At 58.9% G+C, this 6,251-nt stretch carries 6 protein-coding genes; all 6 read left to right on the top strand.

Annotation, left to right across the window (positions count from 1 at the left end; translation table 11 throughout):
* Positions 1-2,346, top strand: a 2,346-nt coding sequence (gene ppsA / locus ACIOWE_RS29515; RefSeq protein ID WP_401398466.1) for a phosphoenolpyruvate synthase, incomplete at its 5' end; no start/stop codon positions are given.
* A 184-nt stretch (positions 2,347-2,530) separates the two neighbouring features.
* Positions 2,531-3,520, top strand: coding sequence for an alpha/beta fold hydrolase (locus ACIOWE_RS29520; RefSeq protein WP_401398468.1), 990 nt, complete (start codon positions 2,531-2,533; stop codon positions 3,518-3,520).
* 226 nt (positions 3,521-3,746) lie between these two features.
* On the top strand, positions 3,747-4,238 hold the full coding sequence (gene rraA, locus ACIOWE_RS29525) for a ribonuclease E activity regulator RraA (RefSeq protein WP_201239153.1): 492 nt from the start codon (positions 3,747-3,749) through the stop codon (positions 4,236-4,238).
* A 22-nt stretch (positions 4,239-4,260) separates the two neighbouring features.
* On the top strand, positions 4,261-5,256 hold the full coding sequence (locus ACIOWE_RS29530; protein WP_401398470.1) for a zinc transporter ZntB: 996 nt from the start codon (positions 4,261-4,263) through the stop codon (positions 5,254-5,256).
* Positions 5,257-5,319: 63 nt separating this feature from the next.
* Complete coding sequence (locus ACIOWE_RS29535) at positions 5,320-5,568, top strand: hypothetical protein (protein ID WP_008076827.1); 249 nt, start codon at positions 5,320-5,322, stop codon at positions 5,566-5,568.
* A 2-nt stretch (positions 5,569-5,570) separates the two neighbouring features.
* Positions 5,571-6,251, top strand: a 681-nt coding sequence (locus tag ACIOWE_RS29540; protein WP_401398472.1) for a mechanosensitive ion channel family protein, incomplete at its 3' end; no start/stop codon positions are given.

The raw sequence follows: 6,251 nt of genomic DNA on the forward strand, positions 1-6,251 counted from the left end.
CTCGGCAAACACGATGTTGAGCATGTGGGGGGCAAGAACGCATCCCTGGGCGAGATGATCAGTAACCTGGCAGGCGCCGGTGTTTCGGTCCCCGGCGGCTTCGCCACGACGGCTCAGGCCTATCGTGATTTCCTCGAACTGAGCGGCCTCAATGACCAGATTCACCAGGCCCTCGACGCGCTCGACGTCGACGACGTCAACGCCCTGGCCAAGACCGGCGCACAGATCCGTCAATGGATCATGGAAGCCGAATTCCCGGAAAAACTGAATGCCGAGATCCGCACCGCGTTCGCCACGCTGTCGGCCGGCAACCCTGACGTGGCCGTGGCCGTGCGTTCTTCCGCCACCGCCGAAGACTTGCCAGACGCATCGTTCGCCGGTCAGCAGGAAACCTTTCTGAACATCCGTGGTGTGGAAAACGTTATCCGCGCCGCCAAAGAGGTGTTCGCTTCGCTGTTCAACGACCGTGCGATTTCCTACCGCGTGCACCAGGGCTTCGACCACAAACTGGTCGCCCTGTCCGCCGGCGTGCAGCGCATGGTGCGTTCGGAAACCGGCACTGCCGGCGTGATGTTCACCCTCGACACCGAATCCGGTTTCCGTGACGTGGTGTTCATCACCGGCGCTTACGGCCTGGGCGAAACCGTCGTACAAGGCGCGGTCAACCCGGACGAGTTCTATGTGCACAAGGGCACGCTGGAGGCCGGTCGCCCGGCGATCCTGCGTCGCAACCTGGGCAGCAAAGCCATCAAGATGATCTACGGCGACGAGGCCAAGGCCGGTCGTTCGGTCAAGACCGTTGATGTCGACAAGGCCGAGCGCGCACGTTTCTGCCTGACCGACGCTGAAGTCAGCGAACTGGCCAAGCAGGCGATGATCATCGAGAAGCACTACGGCTGCCCGATGGACATCGAGTGGGCCAAGGACGGTGACGACGGCAAGCTGTACATCGTGCAGGCCCGTCCGGAAACCGTGAAAAGCCGCACCCAGGCCAACGTCATGGAACGTTACCTGTTGAAAGAAACCGGCACCGTGCTGGTTGAAGGTCGCGCGATTGGCCAGCGCATTGGCGCCGGTAAAGTGCGCATTATCAAAGACGTCTCCGAAATGGACAAAGTCCAGCCGGGCGACGTGCTGGTCTCCGACATGACCGACCCGGACTGGGAACCGGTGATGAAGCGCGCCAGCGCCATCGTGACCAACCGTGGCGGGCGTACCTGCCACGCGGCGATCATCGCTCGTGAGCTGGGCATCCCGGCAGTCGTCGGTTGCGGCAACGCCACCCAACTGCTGAAAGATGGCCAGGGCGTGACCGTTTCGTGCGCCGAGGGCGACACCGGTTACATCTTCGAAGGCGAACTGGGCTTCGACATCAAGAAGAACTCCGTCGACGCCATGCCGGAGCTGCCGTTCAAGATCATGATGAACGTCGGCAACCCGGACCGCGCTTTCGACTTCGCGCAACTGCCGAACGCCGGTGTCGGCCTGGCCCGTCTGGAGTTCATCATCAACCGCATGATCGGTGTGCACCCGAAAGCGCTGTTGAACTACGACGGTCTGCCGCAGGAAATCAAGGAAAGCGTCGACAAGCGCATCGCCGGTTACGACGATCCGGTTGGTTTCTATGTCGAGAAACTGGTTGAAGGCATCAGCACCCTCGCTGCAGCGTTCGCACCGAAGAAGGTCATCGTGCGTCTGTCGGACTTCAAGTCCAACGAATACGCCAACCTGATCGGCGGCAAGCTGTACGAGCCGGAAGAAGAGAATCCGATGCTGGGCTTCCGTGGCGCTTCGCGTTACATCAGCGAATCGTTCCGTGACTGCTTCGAACTCGAATGCCGCGCGTTGAAGCGTGTGCGCAACGAGATGGGCCTGACCAACGTCGAAATCATGGTGCCGTTCGTCCGTACTCTGGGCGAAGCCAGCCAGGTTGTCGATCTGCTCGCCGAAAACGGCTTGAAGCGCGGCGAGAACGGTCTGCGCGTGATCATGATGTGCGAACTGCCATCCAACGCGATTCTGGCTGAAGAGTTCCTCGAATTCTTCGACGGCTTCTCGATCGGTTCCAATGACCTGACTCAGCTGACCCTGGGCCTGGACCGCGATTCCGGTATCATCGCGCACCTGTTCGACGAGCGTAATCCGGCGGTCAAGAAGCTGTTGGCCAACGCGATTGCCGCATGCAACAAGGCCGGCAAGTACATCGGTATCTGCGGTCAGGGTCCTTCGGACCACCCGGATCTGGCCAAGTGGCTGATGGAGCAGGGCATCGAAAGCGTGTCGCTGAACCCGGACACCGTGCTGGAAACCTGGTTCTTCCTGGCGGAAGGCCAAGCCCAGGCTTGATCCATACGTGAACGGCCCATTCCCCTGTAGGAGCGAGCCTGCTCGCGAAGACGGCATAACATCCGCCATAAATGTCGGCTGATACACCGCAATCGCGAGCAGGCTCACTCCTACAAGGGGTGGGCTTTGAGATTGAAGTAGGGCGGGCTCCTGTAGATGCCGCCCTTTTTTGTGCAAGAGCATTATGCAAAGCAGCAGCAACCTATTTCCTGTCGCCCTGATCAGCGCCGAACGGCGCGGCGATCTGAGCGAAGATGTTTATCGATTGAAGCCCGGCAACAGTCCGGACTGGTCCGTGGAGATTGCCGTCACCCGTTTGGGTATGGCCGATGACTCGGCGCCACGCGGTGTGCCGGTGATTCTGTTGCACGGCAGTTTTTCCAATCGGCGTTTCTGGTTTTCACCGAAAGGCCTGGGGCTGGGCGCGTATCTGACGCGTCTGGGTTTCGATGTGTGGATTCCGGAAATGCGCGGCCACGGTTTGTCGCAGCGCAACGAGGAATATCGGCGCAATCGCGTTGCCGACTACGCTCGCTACGATCTGCCGGCCATTGCCGCGTTCGTGCGTGAGCAGAGTGGACAAGTGCCGCACTGGATCGGCCATTCGCTGGGCGGCATCACCTTGGCGGCGGCGCTCGGTGGTGAATACCTCGGTGAGCCTGCCGTGGCCTCGGCGGCGTTTTTCGGCACGCAGGTCAGCCGTACTTATTGGCCGCTGAAAATCCCGCCGGTGGAGTGGAGCGGTCGCTTCATTCTCAAGCGCTTTGCGCAGCTGTCCGGCTCGCGCCTTAAACGTGGCCCGGAAGACGAGCCGATTGGCTTGGCCATCGAAAGCATGCGCTGGTACGGCCTGTTCGGCCGTTTTGGCGACAAGGACAAGGACTGGTGGGCCGGTCTTGCCGATGTGCAGATGCCGGTGCTGGCGGTGAGTGCGGTAGGGGATCATCAGGATCCGGCCTGGGCCTGTCGCAAACTCTTCGAGCAGATGGGGTCCGAGCACAAGCAGTTCGTCAATCTGGGGCGCGAGCACGGTTTCAACGACAATTTCGGTCATGTCGAAATGTTGGTGAGCAAAGCGGCGCAGACTGAAGTGTGGCCGCTGGTGGCGCGCTGGTTGAACGATCAGCAGACGCCGTTACTGGGCGAGAAGCCGGATCTGGCAGCGGCGGTTTGAGTCGCAGGCGCTGAAGAGGGCATTTCGTTCGGGTCGGCTTGCGGCTAAGATATGACGCATTGTGTGGTTCTGGTCATATTTGGTGGCTGTTTAGCTATTACGTTTCAGGGTTTGTTCAGGTTCGTTCAGCGACCATGGGATGGACTAAGGTAAACAGCGACTGCCGGAACTCGTCTCTTCAGAGTGCGTCATCCTTGATCGTCTTCCTTATTGCAGGAGCTTTTCGATGAACCATTACCTTACGCCTGACCTGTGCGACGCCTATCCGGAGCTGGTGCAGGTGCTGGAACCGATGTTCAGCAATTTCGGCGGCCGTGATTCGTTCGGCGGCGAAATCGTGACCATCAAATGCTTCGAAGACAACTCGCTGGTCAAGGAACAAGCGGAACTCAAGGGTAACGGCAAGGTGCTGGTGGTCGATGGCGGTGGTTCCCTGCGCCGTGCGCTGCTGGGCGACATGATCGCCGAGAAAGCCGCGAAAAACGGTTGGGAAGGGCTGGTGATTTACGGTTGCATCCGTGACGTCGATGTTATCGCGCAGACCGATCTGGGCGTGCAGGCGCTGGCCAGCCACCCGATGAAGACCGAGAAACGTGGTATCGGCGACCTCAACGTTCCTGTGACGTTTGCGGGCGTGACGTTTCACCCGGGCCACTTTATTTATGCGGACAACAACGGCGTGATCGTCTCGCCGAGTCCGCTGAAGATGCCTGAATAAGAATTTCGACAAAGGGATGCGGATGTTCGAGGAAGAAAACGCGCAATGGGGGCTGGTGCATGCCCTGGTGCTGGACGGTAAAGGCGGTGCGCGTTCGATAGCCCGGACTGAACTCGACGATTTGCAGCTGCAGGCTCATGAAAGCCTCTGGCTGCATTGGGATCGCAGTCATCCGCAAACCCAGACCTGGCTGCGCAAATCCAGCGGACTCAATGAATTCACCTGTGACCTGCTGCTGGAAGAGAACACTCGACCGCGCCTGTTGCCGCTGCCGGATTCCGAGCTGCTGCTGTTTCTGCGCGGGGTCAATCTCAATCCGGGCGCCGAGCCGGAAGACATGGTCTCGGTGCGGATTTTTGCTTCCGCGCAGCGGGTGATTTCTCTGCGTTTGCGTCCGTTGCGTGCCACCGATGAGTTGTTGGCGGAACTGGCGGACGGCAAAGGCCCGAAAACCTCGTCTGAACTCATCCTTTATCTGGCGCAGTTTCTCACCAACAAGGTTCAGGATCTGGTCACTTGCCTCTCGGAAATCGCCGATGAGGAAGAAGAAAAGATGGATGCCGACGAACGGTATACCCCGGAGCACGGCACCATTTTGCACATCCGTCGCAGGGCGGCCGGACTCAAGCGTTTTCTCGCTCCGCAGCGAGACATTTTCGGTCAGCTGACGCGGATCAAAATGCCGTGGTTTGTCGATGATGATGCTGATTACTGGAACGAATTGAACAACAGCCTGACCCGCTATCTCGAAGAGCTCGAATTGACCCGAGAGCGCGTGGGGCTTGTGCTGGAGGCCGAAGATCGGCGTTTGAGCGAGCGTATGAATCGCACGATGTACCGCTTCGGGATCATCACCTGCATTTTTTTACCGATGAGTTTCATCACCGGTCTGTTGGGCATCAACGTTGGCGGAATTCCATTCTCCAGCAGCCCTTATGGTTTCCTGATCGCCTGTTTGACGGTGCTCGCCCTGGCCTTCGGTCAGTGGTGGTTATTCCGTCGTTTGCGCTGGGTATGAAGATGGCGCATGTGACCCGACCAAATTTGCCCGCGTCTTTCACAGACATCACGAGAGGTGCGTATGCACGATCCGTTTGAACAGTCTTTACGCGACATGCTCAACGCTTCGCCGTCCAGCCGCGACGACGATGCGTGCCTGGGCCGTGTGCTCAAAACCGCCAACCGCCAGGTCGGCGCTGGCGATCTGTTCAGCCTGCTGGGCCGCTGGTTGCCCGCGCTGATGATCGCCCTTAACAACGGATCGGCCCATGTCTCGCCGGTCTCCCGTCTTCGTAAACCTACCGCTCGCACTGCTGATAAGGCTGATTGAATATGGAACTTGATCTCTGGACTCAGAGCCTCGTCACTGCAATGACTGCGTTGTGGACCAAAGTCGCCAACTTCATCCCGAACCTGTTCGGCGCACTGGTTGTGCTGCTGTTGGGTTTCGTCGTGGCCAAGCTGCTCGACACCTTGTTGTCCAAGTTGCTCGCCAAGCTGGGCCTTGATCGCCTGATGGGTGGCACCGGGCTGACCAAATTGATGTCGCGTGCGGGGCTGCAAGTACCGATCTCGACCCTGATTGGCAAGATAGTCTATTGGTTCGTTCTGCTGATTTTCCTGGTTTCTGCAGCAGAGTCCCTTGGCCTTGAGCGAGTTTCAGCTACGCTGGATATGCTGGCGTTGTATTTGCCGAAAGTATTCGGCGCCGCGCTGGTGTTGCTGGTAGGTGTTCTGCTCGCTCAACTGGCCAATGGTCTGGTGCGCGGGGCGGCAGAAGGCGTAGGCCTGGACTACGCTTCTGGATTGGGGCGAATTGCCCAAGGGCTGGTGATCATCATCAGCATCTCGGTCGCGATCAGTCAGCTTGAGGTCAAGACTGACCTGCTGAACCATGTGATTGTCATCGTACTGATTACCGTTGGTCTGGCAGTTGCGCTGGCCATGGGTTTGGGAAGCCGGGAAATTGCCGGTCAGATTCTTGCGGGAATCTATGTGCGTGAGTTGTATCAG

Source organism: Pseudomonas sp. NPDC087598 (assembly GCF_044743525.1).
Classification (GTDB): Bacteria; Pseudomonadota; Gammaproteobacteria; order Pseudomonadales; family Pseudomonadaceae; genus Aquipseudomonas.

What these genes read in the sequence shown, in the direction of transcription:
- ACIOWE_RS29520 (WP_401398468.1), top strand. Translation starts at nt 2,531, where the DNA reads ATGCAAAGCAGCAGCAACCTATTTCCTGTCGCCCTGATCAGCGCCGAA.
- rraA (WP_201239153.1), top strand. Translation starts at nt 3,747, where the DNA reads ATGAACCATTACCTTACGCCTGACCTGTGCGACGCCTATCCGGAGCTG.
- ACIOWE_RS29530 (WP_401398470.1), top strand. Translation starts at nt 4,261, where the DNA reads ATGTTCGAGGAAGAAAACGCGCAATGGGGGCTGGTGCATGCCCTGGTG.
- ACIOWE_RS29535 (WP_008076827.1), top strand. Translation starts at nt 5,320, where the DNA reads ATGCACGATCCGTTTGAACAGTCTTTACGCGACATGCTCAACGCTTCG.